The 20,483-nt window shown below is 48.2% G+C and carries 14 protein-coding genes; 7 read left to right on the top strand and 7 right to left on the bottom strand.

Features of this window, described 5'->3' with window-relative positions:
• Window positions 1-75 precede the first annotated feature (75 nt).
• The gene (locus tag D3H65_RS26670) at window positions 76-1,080 is read left to right on the top strand and encodes an outer membrane beta-barrel protein (RefSeq protein WP_119053221.1); all 1,005 of its coding nucleotides are present in this window, start codon (window positions 76-78) and stop codon (window positions 1,078-1,080) included.
• Window positions 1,081-1,093: 13 nt separating this feature from the next.
• On the opposite strand, the gene D3H65_RS26675 is transcribed toward D3H65_RS26670, so the two are convergent.
• Window positions 1,094-2,335 carry a multiheme c-type cytochrome gene (locus tag D3H65_RS26675; protein ID WP_119053222.1) on the bottom strand — a complete coding sequence of 414 codons (1,242 nt, stop codon included), beginning with the start codon at window positions 2,333-2,335 and terminating at the stop codon, window positions 1,094-1,096.
• A 221-nt stretch (window positions 2,336-2,556) separates the two neighbouring features.
• Between D3H65_RS26675 and D3H65_RS26680 the strand changes: the two genes are divergently transcribed.
• Window positions 2,557-3,192 carry an START domain-containing protein gene (locus D3H65_RS26680; protein WP_119053223.1) on the top strand — a complete coding sequence of 212 codons (636 nt, stop codon included), beginning with the start codon at window positions 2,557-2,559 and terminating at the stop codon, window positions 3,190-3,192.
• Between the two features lie 177 nt (window positions 3,193-3,369).
• On the opposite strand, the gene D3H65_RS26685 is transcribed toward D3H65_RS26680, so the two are convergent.
• Complete coding sequence (locus D3H65_RS26685) at window positions 3,370-4,068, bottom strand: DUF92 domain-containing protein (protein WP_245999598.1); 699 nt, start codon at window positions 4,066-4,068, stop codon at window positions 3,370-3,372.
• Between the two features lie 334 nt (window positions 4,069-4,402).
• Here D3H65_RS26685 and D3H65_RS26690 point away from each other — a divergent pair, with 334 nt between their 5' ends.
• The 5 genes from D3H65_RS26690 to D3H65_RS26710 all read left to right on the top strand — a co-directional run bounded on the left by D3H65_RS26690 (window position 4,403) and on the right by D3H65_RS26710 (window position 13,663).
• Window positions 4,403-5,374 carry an FHA domain-containing protein gene (locus D3H65_RS26690; protein ID WP_162915828.1) on the top strand — a complete coding sequence of 324 codons (972 nt, stop codon included), beginning with the start codon at window positions 4,403-4,405 and terminating at the stop codon, window positions 5,372-5,374.
• Window positions 5,375-5,458: 84 nt separating this feature from the next.
• Window positions 5,459-6,901, top strand: coding sequence for a PP2C family protein-serine/threonine phosphatase (locus D3H65_RS26695; RefSeq protein WP_119053226.1), 1,443 nt, complete (start codon window positions 5,459-5,461; stop codon window positions 6,899-6,901).
• Between the two features lie 3 nt (window positions 6,902-6,904).
• Window positions 6,905-8,659 carry a serine/threonine-protein kinase gene (locus D3H65_RS26700; protein ID WP_119053227.1) on the top strand — a complete coding sequence of 585 codons (1,755 nt, stop codon included), beginning with the start codon at window positions 6,905-6,907 and terminating at the stop codon, window positions 8,657-8,659.
• A gap of 20 nt (window positions 8,660-8,679) precedes the next feature.
• Entirely contained in the window at window positions 8,680-12,729 is a 4,050-nt protein-coding gene (locus tag D3H65_RS26705) for an FtsW/RodA/SpoVE family cell cycle protein (RefSeq protein WP_119053228.1), read from the top strand.
• A gap of 55 nt (window positions 12,730-12,784) precedes the next feature.
• Complete coding sequence (locus D3H65_RS26710) at window positions 12,785-13,663, top strand: FHA domain-containing protein (RefSeq protein WP_119053229.1); 879 nt, start codon at window positions 12,785-12,787, stop codon at window positions 13,661-13,663.
• A gap of 11 nt (window positions 13,664-13,674) precedes the next feature.
• On the opposite strand, the gene D3H65_RS26715 is transcribed toward D3H65_RS26710, so the two are convergent.
• The 5 genes from D3H65_RS26715 to D3H65_RS26735 all read right to left on the bottom strand — a co-directional run bounded on the left by D3H65_RS26715 (window position 13,675) and on the right by D3H65_RS26735 (window position 20,442).
• A complete protein-coding gene (locus D3H65_RS26715; protein WP_245999599.1) occupies window positions 13,675-14,502 on the bottom strand; it encodes a formylglycine-generating enzyme family protein in 828 nt (275 codons plus the stop codon).
• Window positions 14,486-15,226, bottom strand: coding sequence for a hypothetical protein (locus D3H65_RS26720; protein ID WP_119053230.1), 741 nt, complete (start codon window positions 15,224-15,226; stop codon window positions 14,486-14,488). Before D3H65_RS26720 ends, D3H65_RS26715 begins: the two co-directional genes overlap by 17 nt.
• 145 nt (window positions 15,227-15,371) lie before the next feature.
• A complete protein-coding gene (locus D3H65_RS26725; RefSeq protein ID WP_119053231.1) occupies window positions 15,372-15,755 on the bottom strand; it encodes a DUF3037 domain-containing protein in 384 nt (127 codons plus the stop codon).
• Window positions 15,733-16,527, bottom strand: a complete 795-nt coding sequence (locus D3H65_RS26730; RefSeq protein WP_119053232.1) for a HipA family kinase — start codon at window positions 16,525-16,527, stop codon at window positions 15,733-15,735. Before D3H65_RS26730 ends, D3H65_RS26725 begins: the two co-directional genes overlap by 23 nt.
• A 159-nt stretch (window positions 16,528-16,686) precedes the next feature.
• The gene (locus D3H65_RS26735) at window positions 16,687-20,442 is read right to left on the bottom strand and encodes a DUF3857 domain-containing protein (RefSeq protein WP_119053233.1); all 3,756 of its coding nucleotides are present in this window, start codon (window positions 20,440-20,442) and stop codon (window positions 16,687-16,689) included.
• Window positions 20,443-20,483: the final 41 nt, after the last annotated feature.

Consider the following 20,483-nt stretch of genomic DNA (forward strand, 5'->3'; position numbering starts at 1 on the left):
GTGGAATGATTTTTATATAAGGTTTCCGGTAATCCGCAGACCGTAACCTTATTAAAATCTCCAAAAGTATTCTATATGAACCACCGCAAATGTTTGCTGGCCATTGTCCTTGTCATGATAACCTTAACCTGTGCAAAAGCCCAGGACCGCCCGGGAAGTAAGTTCTACCTGAAAGCATCCGGCGGTTATTTCTTCAGCGTATCCAATGGCCAGTTTCCCAACGTAGGCCCCTATCCTCCACAAGACGAAAACATAGCCATCAATCCCGTTAGCGGTGCTACCACTACTTTACGACAAAAAGTATTGACCGGTTCCTATGGAGAAGGTGTAAGAGGTGGTTTGTCTGTAGGGTATATGATCAACAAATACTTTTCGGTAGAAGCTACTTTCTGTTATTTCCACAGTGCGAAAAACCTCATGACACGCGCCATCACCACCATCCAGGGTACCAATACCGTCGTAGGCAGTATTGAATCGCATGGATACGTGAATGCAATTGACTTTGCACCCAGTATTGTTTTAAGTCCCGGCTATGAAAAATGGAATCCCTATATACGTTTTGGTGTGGTAACACCCCTGTGGGGCCGGTTGTACATCGAGACCGATGCCGCCAAAACAAGCCCTGTACCCGGACAGCCTGCAATTATTGTAGCGCAGACCACTATTCACCGAAAGGAAGAAATAAAACCCTATCCCACCATTGGCTTCCAGGGAGCCTTTGGCGTTACCTATACCCTGAAGAAACAATTTGACCTGTTCCTGGAAACAGAATACAGGAATATACCAGTAAAAAGTAAAAGCAAGGAAATAACTACCTATGATGAAGTGACTAAGATCGTCAATAGTACCACAGGGCAGGAGGTTGCGCCCCAGCAAAAAAGAGGACTTGACGACCTGAGTGTAGCAGAACGCAATACCGATTATGTAACTACCCTCGATCAAAATTCCAATACCCCCACCGGTACAACTGGCACAGTCACCAATTACAAAGACAATAACAAACCAGCCAATGACCTCAAATCATTCATCAACATCGGTGGCCTGGGGCTCAACCTGGGTGTAAGGTTCAGGTTCAAATAAGACTTCTTTCATTTTAAGGGTGGCGCTCTGTACTGTCTTTTTTCAGCAAGGCCATCACCCTGGCCGTTTCGTCCGGGTAGATTGTGATGAGGTGCGTGCGTATGGAATCAGGCGTAGGACTTGCCTGGCCGTTGGTAAGTAAGGCGATCTTGCTGGAAGGCTGCGCCGGCATATGACAATCAATACAATTTTGCAAAAGTGTGGCGACAGGCAGGCCTTGCTGCGTACAAAAATTATGACCTGCCTCCGTATGACAATTCATGCATTGTTTGGAAAGAACAGGTAAAGATCTTTCCGTGGCATGCACATTATGACAGGATGAACAATTCATGCCCTTGCTTTTTCTGAAACAGGCGCTGGCAGTAAATAACTGGTATTGATTGCCATGCACATCTATTTCAGTGGCCTTGGTAGCCCGCGTAAAGTCTGGATAAAAATAATCTGATAGCGCGTCTCCCGGTTTAAATTCAAAAGCAGCCTTCTGTGCTGTCTTTAAGCCGGAATGACAAATGCCACACATATCCAGTTTGGGTTGATTCTCCAAACTGCTGATGGTGGTGATATGCATGGCCTTCTTTTCCTGCGGATGTGCCGTATGGAAGGTTACATGGTCTGCTGCAGGGCCATGACAACGTTCACAGTCAATGCCATATACTATTTTGTTCTCTTCAAATTCTTCTACGGCAGTTATCCCTTGTTGCTTTACTTCTTTTACGTCGACCATAGAACTATGACAGCCAAAGCAGGTGCTTGGGATCACCCGGTCAAACTTGGGATGGGTGGCAGGAAAACCGGGACTGTTGGCCCAGCTATGTGCCGGAACAAAATAGGAAACAGGCAATTGGAAATATTTACCACCTGCCCAGTATAGATACGTCTGTGCCTTGCGGCCCGAACCGATCGCAATATCAAATGGATAACTGCCCTGGAGTGCGCCATTGAGGTAGCCCGTTTGGAAAAGTTCATGGCCGCGTTCTTCCATGATCACCCGGGTATTGCCCGTATAGTGGAAAATGTTTCCGGGAGCAGCAAAGCTGCCTTTGACAGAGCTGGCAGAAGCTGGGCGGGAAGTAGTGGCGTGGGCCGTGGAGAGATAAGCGTTGTAAATGTTTTTATGGCAGCCTGCACAGGTGGCGGCGCCGGCAAATTTTTCACCCCTTATATCACGGCCATCCGGTTCATGATCAACGCACTGCGAAAAGATAGCGATACAAAGCACTATCGGGCAAAGTACATACAGCAGTCGTTTATTCATATCCTTCAAATGATCATTAAATATACTGATCCCTTCCCTTTTCTACAACTCAACAGCCTCATTCAACAGGTCATCGGAAAATCATAGGTCCTCAGACATACGAATTACACTTTTGTATCCTGGTTATTAATCATGGCTAAGCTTATCCTGTAGCGGGGAATTTGTCGATTATTATAGGGGTTTTGATTGCCAAAATTGTCTTACCATTTAAAAGTAGTAGCATGAAAAGGTTGCAGATCATTGGTTGTTTGCTGGTAATGCTGGCACAGTCATCCAATGCCGGGATCACCGGCGAAGGGGAGTTCAAACTGGTGAAACAGGATGATGGGGTGTCCCTGTATGAAAGGTGGATACCCGGTGCGGAGGGTGGGAACATCCGGGAGGTGAAAGCTGTTTTTTCCGTGCGGTCCGATGTGGAATCTGTTATTAAACTGCTGACCGATCAGGCAAAAGGAAAACAGTGGAATACAAATGCCGAGAAATACAACGTAGTACAATCTGGTAACCATACCAGTTGGGTTACCTACACCCGGTACAGCATACCCTGGCCGTTCGGCGATCAGGATTGCTGCTTATCCTACACCGTGAGCAAGGATGCAGCTAATCCAAGAGCCGGCACTATTAGCTTTGAAAGTACCTTGCACAATCAGTTTCCTGTTACTACTTCCGTTACCCGGATTACCGGCACCAAAGGCAAATGGTATTTTGAAGATGCCCAGAATGGAAATATGAGAGTAGCTTATATCATTTCTACCAACCGCAGTAAAAAAGTACCCCGCTGGATAGCCGATCCCATTGTGCGGAACAACCTTTTCTCCACCATGACAACTTTCAGGAATATGCTGGAGAAGCCGTAATAATAAACCTCTATTTAATAGGTGTATTTTGCCCTGTAGAGCTTGTCCCGCACAAGCGGGAGGCAACCGCTTTGTAGCCCTGTGTCGCAAACGTGCATTCTGCCCCTTTAGGGGCTACCGCTTTGTAGCTCCGTGTAGCAAACGTGTATTCTGCCCCATCGGGGCTGCCCTCTCCCTTCATCGTAGGAACAATACAATCAAAGCCGCAAACAGCGTATTGAGCAAATTCACCACATCATTGTTAATGCGGTGCCTGCGTTCCAGTGAAGCCCCCAGCAAAGAGTCCAGCAGGTTGCCCAGCACACCGGCAAGTACAATAAGGAGACTGTCTTTCCCAAACCCCTGGAACAGCGAATAGATAACCGCCATCACCGCTGCCCCACCCATACCCAGCAAGCTGCCTTCCAGGCTTACCACACCATCCAATCCTTTCTGGTCTTTTTTGAATGTCAGTATATTATAATGATGACGGCCATACACCATCCCCAGTTCAGAAGAAAGCGTGTCCGCAATGGCCGAGGCAAGACTGGCGGCCATCATCAGCAGGTAAACCACGTCATGGACAGGATCAATCATGGCCAGCAGTCCCGCCAGGGCGGCGATACCGCCATTGGCCAGTACCTGTCCGGCGTGTCGTTTTTCCGGATGGGGCTCTTGGGAGAGGATGGTTGCTTTAATGGCTTTCCCGTGCGAAGTAGCCCAGATTCCCAGCACAAAAAAAGCACTCAGCATCAGCAGACCCGTATAGCCCCCTCCGCCAAAAACGAGAAATCCTGTTAACCCACCCGCCAAGGCAGCGGGGATAGACAGTTTACCTGTCTTTACACTCATCGCCATAACGACCAGCAGCAGTCCCGAAACAAGAATGTATTCCACCCCGCTAAGCTATACAAATTTCTTTCGTCCACCGAAGCAAACGGACTCAAGCTCCCTTCGAAACAATAGATTGCCGGTTGCTCCCGCCGAAGGGCGGGACCGATTCACGTGCTTCATTTTAACATTTCCTATTAGCAATAAAATAAGGTATGCTGCGTTTTTGCGCCCGCATCAACCCAAAACACATTTTTATTCCGTTTATCTTAATGAATTCATAAAGGCTGCACCAGCCTCCCGTTTTAGGTTTTCTTTATCATTCACCTGCATCAAAATCTTCTACATTTAATTAGAAACAAACCCTCCCTGTATTTTTAAAATACACAACCGGCTAATTATGAAGCGAAGACCAGGAGATTTTTTGGGTGCAATGAAAAATTGGTTGATCCCGGAAAGTACGAAGGATTCACCTGCTGCACCCATTACCAACAATGATATCCTGAAAGAATTATTGGATTGCTTCGATGATTCCTGTAAAACCGAATCCGTAGGAGCGAGCCTGGTGTTCAACATGCATTTCCTTGTCATCCTGCATCCCGATGTCTATGAACAACGGTTGCCTTCTTTTCCCGTGGTCGTGAAAGAGGCCGTGAAAATGTTTTACAAGAAACTTGAAGTGTACAGGAAAGACTATGAAGACCTGTCTCCCGTTTCCTCCCATTGGCAGTTCAGGTTTGGTCCGGCATCCGATTTCAACAGCGAGCGCATCAGCCCCTACGATATAAAGATCATTGGCATGCTCACCGGCATAAAGACTGGTAGTATGAGTGGCGAAAGAAGGCATACCGCCAAAGTGACCATGAAATCCAAAGCCACCAATGTATTCGATAAGATGGACATTAACCTGGAGGTGCTCCGCCATATCCATTTTGCCGAAAGCGGCAACTTTACCGTCAAGTTTAGCAGCGATCTTTCCCTCGGTGGCGGATCATTGCTGCGGCAGGCCCGCAATATGGACAGTGGCCTGGCCAGGATCGAATATTTTATGGGCGATAAGAACAAGTCCGACACCTACCTCATGAAGGATACTGAAATTGTTATTGCCCGGAAGGAACCCGAAAACCAGGGCTATAGCAATTACCTGCTCATCGAATCCAGTTATGTATCCAATCCCCATGCCCGCATCCGGTTGAATGAAGCAACCGGAAAATTTCAGATTGCCAGTTTCAGTTCCAATGAGACCAGGGTCAATGAAGTGGTGATTGCCAGGAGTGAAGCCCATAGCCCCCGTTGGTTTGACCTTGAACCCCAAAGCCAGGTGTTACTGAACGGCATCATAACCCTTGAATTTAAACAGCAACAACAATGACCGTATCTGTGATCGGCACATGTGCCCTCTGTTTGTTTGTGGTGTTCTTATTAATACGACATTTTAAAAACCTGCCCCGATAAAATGAAAAGCATGTTCATCAGCGGAAATACGGATCCGGGTAGGCGTCGGAAAGAAAACCAGGACGCCTGGATTGCGCAGCAGCTATGGTCGCCCGACAATGCTTTGCTGGCTGTGATCGATGGAGTAGGGGGATATACCGGCGGTGAAAAGGCCGCAGCTATTGCCCGTGAAAGTATTATACAATACATGCAATTGCCCAAGGGCGATACCCTCACTATGCTGCGGGAAGCCGTCATCTTTGCCAATAACCGCATTGTAGAAGAAAGAAAAAAAGACCAGCACATCAGCGAAATGTGTTGTGTGCTCACCGCAGTAGTGGCCGATGCAGCCACCCAATCTCTTTATTTTGCCCATGTAGGCGATACAAGACTTTATCGCTACAGAGAGGGCAAGCTGCAGAAGCTGACCAAGGACCATTCTTTTGTAGGCATCCGGGAAGACGCAGGAGAAATGACCGAGCTGGAAGCCATGAACCACCCCCATCGCAACCAGATACTCCGGGAAGTAGGGTCTACCCCGCACCGGCTGGATGATGAAGATTTTATGGATTATGGCCGCGATGAGTTGCTGCCGGGCGATAGTTTACTATTGTGCAGTGATGGTTTGACTGATATGATCACTGTACAACAGGTGACCACCGTACTATCTACCGGACAACCCTTGCCCAATAAGGTGAGCAGTCTCATTGCCCTGGCCAACGAAATGGGGGGCAACGACAACATCACCGTAGTATTGCTAAAGCGTAAACCTGTCACCGCCAAAAAGCAGGTGCCCGTGGTAAATCCAATTGCCGAAGTAAAAGATGCACAACCAGCTACACCAGTCGAAGCAAAAGATTGCCGACTGTCGACTGCCGATTGCCGACTGCCGACTGCCGATTGCCGACCATCAACTGCCGATCCACGACCGAAAACGCACAATACGCCGCCCCGTTTATTGTGGGCCGCCCTCATCCTCCTGCTCGTAGCAGGAGCAGGCTGGTATTTTACACCGCCCAAAAGAATGGAGATACCACCGCCTGAAGTTATTGTTGTTGATAGTAATAAAGCGACTACGGCCGTGCGCGTGAATCATCCCGCCGTCCCCGGCCCGGTGGTCGAAGAACAAACAGATACGCTGCGGATAGCCGCTACTAAAAGCTGGAAATACATTCAACAATATGTAGACAGCATTGGCAAAACGCTGGTGATCCTGCCCGCTAAAAACAACCAGACAAAGTTTGCCGCCATTGAGATCAATGACAGGTCTGCCAATCCCGGTGATACCATCCTCATTAAAAATATACGCGTTAAGAACTTCGAGACCGGCATCAAAGTACAGGTGCCCATTCTCCTCAAAACAGATAACCTCGTCTTTGAAAATATCAAATATCCATTCAATAATCTTGTGAAATCCGATAGCAGCCATCCCTCCCTTTTGATCATGAACAACGTCAAGCGATAAACCATGGCCACTTCGATATTTAGAGAGTATTTTAAGGGGTATGAGATCCTCGGCGAACTGGGACGGGGTAATGCACGGGTATTAAAAGCCAGAAGTCTGCAAACAGGTGAGTTGGTTGCCATCAAGCACTTTGCTTTTAATACAGAACCCGATACCCTCCGGCGCTTCCAGCGCGAGTCGGAGATCATGAAGTCCATCCAGCATGAGTATATTGTTAAGATCATAGAAGTGCACCTCGATGCAGAGCTGCCCTATATCGTAATGCAATTGGTAGAGGGAGGCGATCTGCGCAGCTTGTTGAGAATGCACCATACCCTGGACATCGCTACCGTTATCCGCCTGGCACACCATATGACCGAAGCCCTGGATGCCATTCATGCCAAAGCAGTGGTGCACCGCGATGTGAAACCCGAGAATATCATGTACCGGAGACTCCCTACCGGGGAGATCCATTTCTTACTCACCGATTTTGGCATTGCCAAATTGCGCGAGCAGTCCGACACCATTACCGTTACCGGAGCTTCCATGCTCACCTATGATTACGCCTCACCTGAGCAATTCAACCAATCAAAAAATGTATCCACCCCTACCGATTATTATTCTTTGGGTGTGGTGATCTATGAATGCCTCACCGGCCTTGTTCCATTTGAATATGAACAGGACGATCTCCTAATGCACATCAACCGTGTGATCGCCTCGCCCATCCCCGTGCCCCGGCTGCCGGCTCATCGTTCCCTGCCACCCAGCCTGATGTTATTGATGGAAGGTCTGCTCACCAAACAAGGTTCCCACCGGTTGGCCGATCCTGTCCAGGTACGACACCTCTTAAAAATGGCCGCTATCGAAGACCTGCGGGGCATCAGAACCTTGCCGCCGGCTGAACAAAGTGAAACCGTCAAATACGTGGCGCCTCCACCGCCCCCGCCCACCAAAAAACGTGAGATCACTTTTATTGCTGTTGTGTTGTTGCTGATCAGTGTGGCCATCTTCTTTTCCTGGACCACCCTTGTTAAGTCAAATGCCATTGCTGCTGAGACCACGCCGCCTGATATTAAACCATCCCATGTGCAGGAGGTCAAATACAATATCCCCTCGGGAAAAAGAAAATACCTGGCGGCGCCCATACAGGCTCCTGCCATCCCTATAGAACCTGTTCAGGAAGATATTCCCGAACGAACACCCGAAACCAACCCGGGCATAACCTTGAACAATGGCGTGTATTACAATGATTTTAGTGATCCGCAGGATACCATTTGGGATATTGGGAAAGATGAGACCAGTGAGTTCAACCTGGCAGATGGGAAATACATTATGAAAGGATTGGCCGATAGCCTGAGTTATTCTACGGCCGCTAAATTCAACCTGGATATCCATAAAGACTTCACCATCATGGCCAATGCTACCCATTGGGGAGATAGCGCCGGCGATCCTTTTGGCCTTAACTTCTGTGGCGATCAGCAACAGGATTCCTACTTCGTTTTTTATATTACTTCCAACGGGTATTATTCTGTGGGGGCTTTAATAAAAGATGAATGGAAGGTGTTCGTGGATTGGACACCCTCAGCCAATATCCGCCCGGATGCCGGCATGAACATGCTCACCGTTGAAAAGCATGGCACCGTACTCCGTTTCCTGATCAACGACCGGTTGGAAAAGACCTTATCCTTTACCGGTGGCTTTGGCAATTATTTTGGCCTTCGGGTGGATGGCGCCCAAACAGTATCGTTTGACCAGCTTATTGTAAAGGGATCACAATAAAAAATAATCAGCAATAATACATGGCTGTTAAGGCAGGCAATACCAATCATTATGTAAAAAGAGAAGGCTGGCTCCTCCTCACAGGTGCGGCATTAATACTCCTCTTCCTGTTCTTCAACCTCTTTCAGGCACTCTCGCCACAACTGGCAAAAACAAATACCGCACTGCTGGAAGGCAGGGCTTTAAAGCTGGAAAGCGTTGTGAACAAGGACGTGCTAAGAAAGGTGATTACAGATGGTTCCTATTATACCGATCAGCGCGATGTTGACCTGCTGGTGGATTCCCTCGCCGGTAAGTTACTCGCCCTTGGCCAGCCCGACAACCTGGGTGCGCTCAACAAAGGCGCTTATGCCATTACCGCTCCCGTGCCATGGAAAACAACCATTGGAGGAATTGATTTTCAGGATCGCCTGCGGGCATCCCGCCAAAGACTTGGGTTCGATTCTGCTTTATACGTACAGGAGTTAACCAGCCCCGTCAACAGTGAATTGTTAAGTGGAGCGTCCTCTTCGGGAGGTCGGGTCATGATTGCAACTGGTGATCAGGAAATGACGGGGCGGGTCCTGTACCAGGATAAACCCATGCCAGGTGTGCTGGTACAATTAAGACAGCACATACCTTCCCTCGAAGAAGATTCACTCACCGGGATCATTGGTTACGCACGCACCAATGCCAAAGGCGAGTTTGCCTTTGCTGGTTTGTTTCGTGATTCCGGGTACAGTGTACTGCCCTTGAAACCCGGCTACGAATTTGGCAGCAGAAAAGGTACCAGTGCACTGAGGAATAACCCTGCTTTCACCTTTGTGGCAAAGCCACATAAAATAAGACTCATAGGTTCCATCGTATACGGACAATTAAAAGAAGATGGCGCTTTAATAGTCCGGACACCCGAAGAATTCAAGACCAGCTTTCAGATCATAGCCGGTGGCCTTATCCTCGCTTTCTTTATTGTACACCTCATCCTGTCCGTCAGAAAACGGCAGCCCGATATTTTCCTGTTGCCCGTACTCTTGCTTTTGTGTGGCATATCCGTATTAACCCTCTTTAGTATCCAGCATCCCCTTACCGATTCACTCCATGCTTTTCAAACCCTGCAGGGCATTGTAGCGGGGCTTGTTGCCTATACTGTCTTCAGTAGTGTGAATGTAGGCGCCTGGTATACCCGCTGGTGGTTTGATGGCTTGTTCAACTTCAGGAATAAGCATATCTACCAGCTCAAAGGATGGACCTGGTTGGCCCTGGCCGTAGCGCTGGCCATCACCACCGTATTGATTGGAACGGGGCCTGAGGGCAGTGGTGTAAAAGTAAACCTCCAGCTGGGTGGATTTACCTTCCAGCCCAGTGAGATCACCAAGTACCTCCTGTTATTTTTCCTCGCGGCATTCTTCGCTGCCAATGAAGAGAATATACGCAACCTGTCAGATATACGCTGGCGCTTTTACATCAACTGGGGCGTGTTTGCCGGCATTGGTCTTATCCTCGCCCTCTATCTTTTTATGGGCGATATGGGACCTGCCCTGGTAGTGTGTTTCACTTTCTTATTCTTTTACAGCATCGCCCGTGGCAACCTCCTCTTTACTGTAATGGCAGGGCTGATATATGGCGGATTGTTATTGGTGCTGCCCGGATGGATGGCTACCGCAGCGGCACTGCTCCTGGTAGTGATCGGCTTATTGGTACAAGGTAACCTCCGCAGCACCAAATGGTATGGCGCTTTTGCTGCCATCGCCGATGCACCTGTCATCATCATCATGGTCATAGCCGCTTTTGCCTTTGGCGATAAGGTGCCCGGCATAGGAGAGCGGCTGGCCGATCGCAAAGCCATGTGGCTAAGCCAATGGGACAATGATGTATTTGGCGGTGATCACCTCGCCCATTCCTATTGGACACTTTCTTCCGGTGGATTTTCAGGCCAGGGCATAGGTCGCGGTTTCCCCAACACCATGCCTGCTGCCCATACCGACATGATCCTGCCCAGTATCGGTGAAGAATTGGGTTGGTTGGGCCTCGTGGCTGTATTGCTGCTGTTTGGCATACTCATTCACCGCAGTTTCCTCCATGCACGCAGATCAGGTCAGCCATTCACCTTTTACCTCTGTGCCGGTATTGCCATTACTATCGGCATCCAGCTCCTCATCATTGCTGGTGGCTCCATTGGATTACTGCCCCTTACCGGTGTAGCCGTTCCATTTCTCAGTTATGGCAAAATATCACTCATCATCAACCTGGCCGCCATGGGCATTGTGGCTGGTATCTCCGCCAGGGAAGGACAGGAAGTGCAGCGCGAGCGCATGCAAAAGAACTATGATCCCGTATTGGCAACCGGTATCGCCTTTTTCCTGATCGGCATCATTGCCCTGTCCGCTAAATTATTATTTGTGCAGGTCATCGACCGTGATAAATACATCGTAAAGCAGGCACGTGTGGTCATGCGCAACGGCGTGCCCGTATACAGCTACAATCCACGTATAGATAAGCTCATGCGCCTGCTTGCTGCCGGCAATGTATATGATCGCAAGGGCCTCGTACTTGCCACCAGTGAACCAGGTACTATTCAGCAAAACATGGATACACTGCAGCGTGCCGGCCTTAGCAGCGCCTGGCTGCACCAGCTGATGCAAAAAAGAGTGCGGCGCTTTTATCCCTTTGCAGAAGGTCTTTTCTTTTGGACAGGCGATTACAATACCCGTTTGTTTTGGGGGCAGGCCAATGGCTATTTTGCAGAAGCACGGCACCTTACCGCGCTGAGAGGATTTGGCGTAACCCGTGAAATACAGGATTCCGTATATACCCTCTATCAGCCTGACCGCTTCACCAGGCCCTTCTATAAAACAGTGCCTATGGCCCGGTACGATTATACAGCACTGGTGGATGGGCTAAAGAGTGGTATCGATACCAACGAAGCTGCCATCAGGAAGATAAGAGACAAGGATAGGAACATACAGCTCACAGTAGATGCTGCCCTGCAGGTAGAACTGCAGGACTCCCTGCGCAACAGCCTCTTTCAGCAAAAACGGATATCCGTAGTGGTATTGGATGCAGCCACCGGCGATGTACTGGCATCTGCATTGAATCCATTGCCCAACCTCCAGTCGCCCGAACTCATGCAATTGTCCGACAGGGAAAGGAATCAGCTGGAAACACCTGTCACAGAGAGAGACCTTGGTATGACCTACTCTACAGCCCCTGGCTCCACCGCTAAAATACTCACCGCCATGGCTGGGTTTAATAAAATGGGTATGGCAGCTACCGAAGTGAGGTACAACGATATCTATCGCCCTGAAATATTCCGCGACAATAAAAGAGAGCAGGAGCCATTTATTCCCAAAGTTCCTTTTGTAGACATGCACGAAGCCATTGTCAATTCCAGCAATATCTTCTTCATTCGCCTGGCCAACGAAAACCACCTGGAAGAAGAAATGGCCGCCTTGTATGAAGCAACAGGCATGAGCCTGGAACAGCGTGGTGGCTATAACTATACCGGATCAAATGATGTGCAGAAACAATCAGCCGATTTGGCCGCCTGGAGAAAGGAGGTGCTCAACCACGACCGCAAGCAATACAATAACCCCAACTATGTAGGTACTACCAAACGTTACCGCAGCTTGTTTTCCGGCATTGCCTGGGGCCAAAGCGTACTGACCGCTACTCCGGCATCCATGGCCAGGATGGCAGGTGGCATCGCCAATCATGGTTTGTTGCAACCCTCCCGGTATTCTTTACAGGAAGCCGGAAAACCAACACCCTTGCCCGAAGGAATTAAGATCGCTAAGGATACTGCCTATGCTTCTTTGCTGAAGCAATTCATGATCGACCAGTCCAGTACACCCGGTAAGCTAAAGATCAAGGATACCAGGGTAGCAGGTAAATCAGGTACACCCGAGCGTATTATCAAAGGAGAAAAGCAGTCCGATGGGTGGTATGTATTCTTTGCACCCACGCCCGATAATACTTCGTATACCGTCACCTGTATTCGTATTGAAAGTGGGCAGAGTTCTGCCAATGCTGTACTCCTGGCCAATACCGTGGCGAAGATCTTACAGCGAAGGGCTTACATGGGTTCATTTTAGAAACAATGTTGTGAAGGACTGGCACCGGCCAGTAAGCAAACAAAAAAATATACGGATGAAAAACTTAATCAACAAACTGAAGAAAAGCTTTGGCCTCACAGAGGAATCCCCTGATACAGATCAGGCCGTATCATCGACAAAGGAAGAATCTCCCGACTCCTTTATCCCGGCCACTCCTGTGAAGCGGGATGCCATCATTAAGTTTATTATCCAGGCACTCAAACCATACGTAGACGAAAAAAGCATGTCCGTGGCGGGCCTGCGTTTTTATATTCTATGTACCAGTCACGAGCAGGAAGAGGCAGCGGGCATTGCCTTGTATACCGATAAGCCAGGTATGTTTAAAACAGAGCACCTGGAAAGGAAATTGCTCAACCATTTTATACAATTGGAACAGGATTGGTTTTTTGAATACCAAATAGTAAAGGACCAATTGCCCGAGAATTGTATCCAGCAGGGCAGCTTTGGATTGAAAGTTACCCGGGCAGGTGAGCACATTGTAGAAAAATACGCAGCCGCTTGCCTGCAGGTACTCGTAGGCCAGGCCGAACAATTTGAATATGTACTCGATCCGCATACCCAGCTACGGTTCAACATTGGCAGAAGCAAATCCCCCCAGCTCTCGTCTGGCAAAATTCAATTGAACGATATCGTATTCCTGGCCGCCGGCGAACCTGGCTTCGATGAAATAGCTGGCCGGGCCAACCTGCATGTAAGCCGCAACCACGCCTACATAATCTATGATCCTAAAGTAGATAAATACCTCCTGTACCCCGATAAAGGAGGGCTGCCCGATAGTGGCAACAAGATCAAAGTGCATACCGCCGACGACAAAGTAAAATGGCTCAACATGTATGGCATTGCCCATCACTTGCAGGAAGGCGATCAGATTGAACTGGGCGGTGAAGCCATTTTGAGATTTAAGAAAGGGTAGTGATGTTTCGGTTATTTAACGACCCTGAATCCCTGGTTACTGAAGGAGGCGTGGATATTTGTCCTGCCGATATCGTAGGAATTAAAGAAATGACAACTATTGGGGCTGCACCACCAGGAACCTCCCCGCGCATGCGCCACTGTAGGGCTGGGATAAGCCTTTAGCTTGCCGCTGCAAAACTCAAATACATTTCCGTACATGTCATACAAACCCCAGGCATTGGGTGCAAAGCTGCCCGTTGGACTGGTAAAAAGATAGCCATCCGTACTGTCGGGCATCAGGTGATCTTTTCCATGCCAGGTATTCGCATACTTGCTCAGGAGTGCCGTATCATTACCAAAGGAGAAGTCTGTAGTGGTGCCTGCCCTGCAGGCAATTTCCCATTCGTCCAGCGACGGTAGCCGTACACCTGCCCACCGGCAATAGACCAAAATATCACTGTAGCTGATACTGGTAACCGGATGAGCCATCTTATTTTCAATGCCTCCCCGGATCATACCGTTGGGGTATCGCCAGCTGGCAGTGCTATCATTGAACCATTCAAATTCCTGAAGCACCGGTTTATAGACCAGTGCATCATGCTTCCGTTCGGCATCTGTAACATAACCGGTGGCCTTGATGAAAGCGTCAAATTGCGCATTCGTTGTTTCCCGCGTAGCAATGCGGAAACTGTCTACCCTTACCCGGCGGAAAGGATTGAGCACATGCCCTTTCTTACCCACTGTATATTGCCCTTTGGGGATAGTGACAAAATCCCCGCCATCCTGCGCCTGGCCAGCCATCGTATGGAGTAATACGACGATGATGCCTGTTAGTATAATGCTATTTTGGAAGCCCATTGTAGAAATCCGTAGCACGTTTGATGATCAGTTCTTCGTTAGGAATATTGAAATTAAGAAAGGCATCATAACTATTGATCTCATCCCCGTATAATTTCTTGTTGGAAGTGGATACCATGAATTCCTTGTACTCATTGTTCTTCATCAGCAGCATCAGTACCGTGAGGATATCATGGTCCTTCTTATCTGTTTTATAAGTGCTGATCAGAAAGGGGATCATTTCCCGGGCGTTGATGTCAACGATGGCATGTTTTAAGTTCAACCCAAGCCTTTTTTCTTTGGCCACGCATTCCTTGATCCATTGCATGACAGAATCTTTGTTCGATCGCAGGAACTGTACCTGCCGCTCCGACCAGTTGTTCTCTCCAAACATTTCAGGCAGCCGGCCGAATATTTTCTTGTGTTCATCCTGTATGGGAGGCCTGGCGTCGCAATTCTGACTATACGATTCACCATGCATCATATGGTAGGTAAACTTCTCCCGTAGCGTAAGGCTAAGATAGTCGGATTGCTTCAGTTTTTCATTGTCATCCTCATCTGGTGTTAATTTCTTCAATAACCCCAATATCTTGAGTTTCCCATAGCTGGGCTCCGACATGTAATTCCGGTAAGTATGATAGGCACGGCTTTCTTTGCTGGGTTCTTTCCAGGCTTCTCCTTCATCCTGTGCCTGTGAACAGATAGTTGTGGCACATAATAGAAGGAATAGATATAGGGGTTTCATGAACATAATTTCTAGTGAGTGAAAGAATAAACTATTAGCAAGTACCAAACAGAAGTAGCTGGTTGGGGTCATAAGGCAGATACTTTTCGTCAACTACGCCAAAGCGCGGTAGCCACCCGAAACCCGCAACTTCAAACCCGAAGCCCTACAACACCAACCTTTCGTGCAGCTTTTCCAACGTCGCCATCGGGTCCGTGCAAAATCCCGGATGCACTTTTGAGCTTTGTACGATCGTGCTGCGGGTGGCTGTCAGCCAGCGGAAACGTGAGGCCATATCCAGCTTGGCGATCGGCCCCCCGGCTGCGTGCCCCAGGCATATATGTTCAAAAGCGCACAGGTAGGCCTTTACTTCTTCAATGTCCAGTGTGGCACAAAATGCCTGCAACCTGTCGGTATTCAGCGTATGCAGCGTTTGCAGGAAAGCTGGTTTTCTGCAATACAGAATAACGCCCACATTCAGGAATTCTTCCCGTTCTACCCTCGGTACCACGCGGATCACCGCATACTCAAATAAGTGTTGTTCTTGCATGCTGGGCTTCTTTTACAAAAATGGGAGAGGAGGCTACGCGTGTTAATAAGAATTGGATATATACTTCCCGGCGTTCATTGGCGGACCCGTCTTCCGAACCACCCGTTAACCAGTCGTCAGGCACCAGGCCCACGATGGCGCGGATGCGTTCTTCTGTAAGCAGTGGCGCGTATTCCGCGTCTACTATGTCCAGTTCGGCTGCCTGTGGTAACAGTACATGGTCCTTCACCGGGGCAAAAGGACGTTTGGCTTGCTCTTCCCAGTTCGTCCACGAGTGATGGAAATACAACGAGGCGCCATGATCGATCAGCCACAACTCTTTATTCCAAACCAGCATATTCGTATTGCGTGCAGTCCGGTCTACATTCGTAAGCAGGCAGTCCAGCCACACTATTTGTGAAGCGAGTCTGGAGGGAAGTTTGGTCACTGCCGGATCATAGGTAATAGAGCCCGACAAATAGTGCAGTCCCAGGTTCAATCCCACACTGGCTTTCAGCAGGTCCTGTATCTCTTCATCCGGCTCAGTACGGCCAAAAGCCGTATCCAGCTGCGCAAATACGATCTCCGGCACACGTAACCCAAGCAGCCGCGCTATTTCTCCGCCGATCAGTTCCGCTATCAGCGATTTCACCCCCTGACCTGCTCCCCGGAATTTCAGTACATAAAGGAACTCGTCATCCGCCTCGGCAATGGCCGGCAGCGAACCGCCCTCACGCAAAGGCGTCACATAACGGATCACCTGTACCGTCCTCAATTGTGGTTTACTGTTCATATGCTCCTGTTCTATGCCTTATACTGCATGCACTGCAGCATTACGTCGATAAATAATGCCTGAAATTAAGCTCAATTTTCTACCTGTACAAACAAAGAGTGAGCATCCGCAAGGATGCCCACTCTTTACTCCTAAATTCTATATGCTGAATTCTGTATTCTATTTAAAAGCAATATACTTCGACTCCGCTTTGATGATCTTATTGAAGAATACCTTCAACGCTGCATAATCAGCCGGCGCCACATTATCACGTTGTATCTTCGCCTTGCGGATGATCTCCAGCTGTGTAGGCGATTTCTTTACAAACTGAAGACTGTAAGTGCTGCCATTAAAGGTGCAGTTTTCATTCTTAGGGATCTCTACAAATGTTTTCCCGGCAGGTGCCTGTACCGTAATGGAAGTTTCATATTCATCCGTGTCCTCATAAGACCAGTATTCGATAGGGAACTTACGCTCGTCCTCCGTAAGGTTATCAATAGAAGCCACGATCTCACCAAACGGTATTTTGATCATGCCCATGTCACCTACTTCCGTTACTTCATTCGTTACTTTGTATTTACATTCAAAAGAAACAGAATCTGTCAGGCTCTCTAACCCTGTAAAGGATATGCTCGTCAGTTTTACCGGGTTCTTATACCAGGAGCTCACTGATTTCTCCATCTCTTCTTTCTGCTTTTCATTGGTGAGCTTGCCAAAATTGGCCCGCAGCCCCGAGGTAAGGTTACCCGTTTTCACCGCCTTGATAGCCATCTTGATATCACTGCCTTCTATTGTTACATTGATATTGCGCCGCACCTTATCCTTTACCCGGTTTGTAGTGTACAGGTATTTCAATTGCGCCCCTGCAGTATCACTGCTTTTTTCAGGTATTACAAGATACGCCGCCTTGTACAGATTGGAGGGTAAGCTGGCAAAGGGGAGATCATTGTCTGTAAGCTCCAGGAAATACTCTTTTCCATCCAGTGTTGTCTTTACAATACAATGGTTGAACTCTACCGACGGCATTTCCATCGCATGCAGACCATTGTCCCGCGTATTCACCAGCACGAGGTTAGCTTTAATACCAGCCATTTTCGCCAGTCCTACAAACAGGCTCGACAGATCCTTACAATCTCCCAGCCTGGTGTTAATAGTAGTTGCTGCCTTCTGCGGTACATAGGCACTTTGGCGGAAGGATACAGAACTGTAGCGGATATTGGAGGTAATATAAGTATAGATGATCTTAGCCCGCTCCGCTTCACTCATCGTTCCTTTACCATTGGGAAACAATTCCTGGTACACCTGTTTTACTTCGAAATCATCTTCCGTTTTAGAGGAAGAAAGATCACTGTACCAGGCAGCAATATCGGCCCAGGACGACAGCGAGGAAAGGTACAGCGACGGCCCCACATCATTCAACGGTGGCATAAACTTCTCTGGCTTGGCTACTGCCGGGTCCTTCATTTCCCAGGTATACAAGGTGAAATCATCGTAAGTGCTTACTGCTGGTTTTACCGTGGCATTCAGCATCGTATGGTGCAGAGGAATGTTCTTGGCCACCAATAAGGAGTAGCGCGCCGTTTCTACCGGTACATAGGCATTGAACGTATACCGGTCCCAAAACTCCTTCGCAAGCCGCCCCTGCGAATAGTGTTGTATCTTATACTTGATATACAACGCATCTCCGGCTTCAAGCCCCGTAAATACCAATTGATTGCCACTTTGTTCCGCTTTGATCTTATTGCCGTTCTTTTTCACCGCTTCCGCTTTTTCCACCAGCAGGTATTGTGAATTGGAGTTGTAGCTCAGGTTTACTTCCTTCCAGTCATCAATGCCTTTTTCGTTAATGATCTTCACCACCATCGTCATATACTCTTCTGTAGCTCCTTCGGGATATACAACGATCGATTTTTCATCCAGCAGGTAGTAGGAATTATGATCATAGGTTTTGGAGGCCGATTGTTTGATCAGTTCATATACATCCGTCTCCGGGAAGGCTTTCCATACCATGGGCTTCTTCTGCAATTCCCGCAATTGTTCCCGGGCCGTATATTTATTGGCATCATAATACAGCGCCTTCCGGTAATTCTCCATCGCCTCATTGTCCTTATGCTGCTGTTGTAATTCCAGCCCCAGCGATTGCCAGTAGGAAGCAACATAGGGCGCCTGCACCAATGCTTTGCGTGTGTATTCCTCTGCCTTATTGTATTGCTGCTTGTCGTAGTAAAAATTGGCGATCGTCATATATTGGTCCGGGTCGTAGGAGAACTTGTCTTTTAACCCCTCAAACAATTGCAGCGCCTTATCCGACATGCCCTGCTCATTGTACTCCTGCGCCAGCGCCTTGATCACCTGGTAATTGTAGTTTTGTTTCAGGTAACTTTCATATACTTTCAATGCCCCTTTGGCATCCTTGTAGCCATTCTTTTTGAGCCTGAACATCATACTTACCAGGTCAACGTTATTGGGATACTTGTTGTAGGCATCCTGCAGCGTTTTCACCAGCTCGTCCATTTTGTTTTGCGATCCATATAATTGAATGCGCGATACCAGTATGTCCTCATCTTCACCCGACAGGGCCGCCATTTTGTCGAGTTCCTTCATGGCTTCCTCATATTTCTCGTCTTCCTTCAATTGCTGCAAATTCAGGTTATACGTAAATACACAATTAGGATCAGTCTCTTTCATCCTTTCTACTTCCAGTGACAGCAAGGTCCTGTTCCCTTCCTTCAGCAAACATTGGATAAACTGGAAACGCAGCAGCGAATTGTCCTTGAAACGTTCCAGTGCTTCCGTCAGCAACTTCCTGGCAGCCGATGTCTTTTTGTTGCGGAGATAGGTTTGGCTCAGCAAAATATAATTGACCACATTGTTGGGTTCTGCTTTTACCTTCTTTTCAAAAAAGACCTCAGCGAAATGCGGAAGTGAATGCGGTTCCTCCGTTACTTTGGCAGCCTTTGGATAGGCCTGGTAGGCTGGGGTATACGTCAGCCCGGGAATCGTATTGTACTGCTCATCCGTGAAACGGATAATGAAATTAGGGCTGCTGTTATCCATATAGCCCAGTTGTACCAGCACGCGGTTATAACCCTTTTTCAATTGCACATAATTCTTATAGTAATCCAGCTCTGTTACTATTTCCTTCGACTCGGCCAATACAGGCTGGTCATTTACCCACACTTTCAGCGAACCGTTTACTCCTGCATTCAACAACACCTTCATATCGGCGGGCGCCTGCACAAAGGTTTGGGCATACACGATGGCCGTATTATAAAGGATGTGCGAATGCGGGAAGGTCCATCCTTCAATGGTCATAACAGGTGGCGAAAACCAACTGATAGAGGCATTGCTCAGGGATGTGAAATTGGCGCCGGCTTCCGGATGCTCCAGCGGCCCATAATTTTTATAGTAGCCGCTGCCCGAAAGATTATCGAAAGGGCCAGCCAACTGCCACAACGGCCCGACTGATCCCATTTGTTTCCATTCTTTGGTAGCGCCTGAATAGTCATTGCCAAACAGGTAATGCATCGCTTTTACATAATGCGCGGCAGATTTCATCGATCCGTTGATATTCCCGTCACCCATCATCTTTTCCAGCAGTTCCCATTGATGTGGTTTCTTCTTGCCATAATTCCCCAGCACCGCGTCGTTAAACCACATGGCATAGATATAGGGGTTGGCGTCAGGTACCTTCTTGTAGACCTTTGAAAAGAAATCTTTTTCAGAGGTTTCCCGGCCCTCAAAGGTCTGGAGGTAGACATACGTCAGGTAAGCATCCACGCTGGTGGAGGATTCCTGCATAGCTTTTTCCAGTAATACTTTGGCTGTCTTACGGTCATTCTTATGCAAAGCCTTCCAGGCTTCTTCATAATCATTGGCAAAGGTGAGGCTGAACAGGCACAACAAAGCCGGTAGCAGCAGGATACGATGTAGCATAAATTCGGTTAGGGGTTAAATTGAACAACTCTTTAAATAAC

This window comes from Paraflavitalea soli (genome assembly GCF_003555545.1).
GTDB classification, from domain to species: Bacteria; Bacteroidota; Bacteroidia; order Chitinophagales; family Chitinophagaceae; genus Paraflavitalea; species Paraflavitalea soli.

Excerpts from the sequence above, each read along its gene's own strand:
- D3H65_RS26670 (WP_119053221.1), top strand. The coding sequence starts at position 76 with ATGAACCACCGCAAATGTTTGCTGGCCATTGTCCTTGTCATGATAACC.
- D3H65_RS26675 (WP_119053222.1), bottom strand. The coding sequence starts at position 2,335 with ATGAATAAACGACTGCTGTATGTACTTTGCCCGATAGTGCTTTGTATC.
- D3H65_RS26680 (WP_119053223.1), top strand. The coding sequence starts at position 2,557 with ATGAAAAGGTTGCAGATCATTGGTTGTTTGCTGGTAATGCTGGCACAG.
- D3H65_RS26690 (WP_162915828.1), top strand. The coding sequence starts at position 4,403 with ATGAAGCGAAGACCAGGAGATTTTTTGGGTGCAATGAAAAATTGGTTG.
- D3H65_RS26695 (WP_119053226.1), top strand. The coding sequence starts at position 5,459 with ATGAAAAGCATGTTCATCAGCGGAAATACGGATCCGGGTAGGCGTCGG.
- D3H65_RS26700 (WP_119053227.1), top strand. The coding sequence starts at position 6,905 with ATGGCCACTTCGATATTTAGAGAGTATTTTAAGGGGTATGAGATCCTC.
- D3H65_RS26705 (WP_119053228.1), top strand. The coding sequence starts at position 8,680 with ATGGCTGTTAAGGCAGGCAATACCAATCATTATGTAAAAAGAGAAGGC.
- D3H65_RS26710 (WP_119053229.1), top strand. The coding sequence starts at position 12,785 with ATGAAAAACTTAATCAACAAACTGAAGAAAAGCTTTGGCCTCACAGAG.
- D3H65_RS26715 (WP_245999599.1), bottom strand. The coding sequence starts at position 14,502 with ATGGGCTTCCAAAATAGCATTATACTAACAGGCATCATCGTCGTATTA.
- D3H65_RS26720 (WP_119053230.1), bottom strand. The coding sequence starts at position 15,226 with ATGAAACCCCTATATCTATTCCTTCTATTATGTGCCACAACTATCTGT.
- D3H65_RS26725 (WP_119053231.1), bottom strand. The coding sequence starts at position 15,755 with ATGCAAGAACAACACTTATTTGAGTATGCGGTGATCCGCGTGGTACCG.
- D3H65_RS26730 (WP_119053232.1), bottom strand. The coding sequence starts at position 16,527 with ATGAACAGTAAACCACAATTGAGGACGGTACAGGTGATCCGTTATGTG.
- D3H65_RS26735 (WP_119053233.1), bottom strand. The coding sequence starts at position 20,442 with ATGCTACATCGTATCCTGCTGCTACCGGCTTTGTTGTGCCTGTTCAGC.